The organism is Psychrobacter sp. UBA3962 (assembly GCF_002385225.1).
Lineage (GTDB): Bacteria > Pseudomonadota > Gammaproteobacteria > Pseudomonadales > Moraxellaceae > Psychrobacter.
On sequence record NZ_DGDC01000009.1, the window covers coordinates 1 to 1253 of the forward strand.

Here is a 1253-nt window from a genome sequence, read left to right on the forward strand (position 1 = left end):
GCTTCAGGCGCTGTGGTATCCCCTGTCACTTTGGTTGGCTCAGATGTGTTACCCGCTGAATCTTTAGCAGTGACGTCATAGTCTTGACCGTCTTCTAAACCACCTTCCACGACAATTTCAAACTTGCCATCTTCACCAACGGTGCCACTACCAACTACGTCGCCTGTGGTTGGGTTTTTCACTTCAACCGTGCTGCCTGGCTCGGCAGTTCCCGTAATGGTAGTGCTTTCTACATTACCGGTATCATCAAAGTTGTTGGTGATGTCTTCGATCACAGGTGCTTCAGGCGCTGTGGTATCAACCTGACCTACATCCTCTGTTAGTATCTCTGATTCATTACCTGCTGGGTCTTTGATGTTGGCATCAACCGTTAGCGTCTTACCTTCTTCAGGCGCTGGCACTTTAACGGTGACTTCACCTTTGGTTTTGTCTTCCTCTGTAAGCTCTTGTTCTTTACCATTAACTACAACGGTATAGCCAGCTTTGGCATCATCTGGCAGGCCAACAGTGACATCAACATTACCTTGCTCGTCAATTTCATCTTTGGTAATAAAGTCATCGCCATTACCTACAGTAATACCAGTCGGCTTACCAGGCGCTTTTTTAATAATAACAGGATCTGTAGAATTCCCGTACTTATCCCGAGCAGTCGCTAAGATCTCTTCACCATTTAATAGTGGTTTATAAATATTTTTTGAGAAGTTCCCATTCTTGTCTGCTTTAAGTGTGTAATCTATTGTTCCATTATTATTAATATCAATATCAATAAACGCGTAGGGTTCGGTTGTACCACTGATAGTATATCCATTTTCTGCTATCTCGATTGAAAGTGAGTCGGGAGCAGTAAAATCTCCACCCTTAGCGATATCCCTACCCTCAATTGATTTTGTACCGTCTTGATACTCAACATGAGCCTTAACAGCAGTTAAAACACCTTCTTTAGGTGCAGGAACTTCTACAATAATACCTACATCAACCATTTCTTGCGTGACAGGGTATTCAACACCATTCACGACTAGAGTATCGCCAACAGTTGTTTTAGGTGGAAGAATTACAGACACAAGCATATTGCCCGCATCGTTAATATCTATGTTGTCAACAGAGCCGTCATCGCCTTCAAGGATATTTACAACTGGCTTGTTTGTACCATCAGCACCGTCTTGACCTTTTAAAGACTCTAGGAACTCTTCAAAAGTACCTTCAAACAAACCTTCTTTTAAAGCTTGTTCATAAGCAGACAAACCAGCATCACC

At 42.8% G+C, this 1253-nt stretch carries 1 protein-coding gene; it reads right to left on the reverse strand.

Annotated features, from left to right (window positions below; genetic code table 11):
* Positions 1 to 1253, reverse strand: a 1253-nt coding sequence (locus tag B3S92_RS02025; protein ID WP_296202217.1) for an Ig-like domain-containing protein, incomplete at both ends; no start/stop codon positions are given.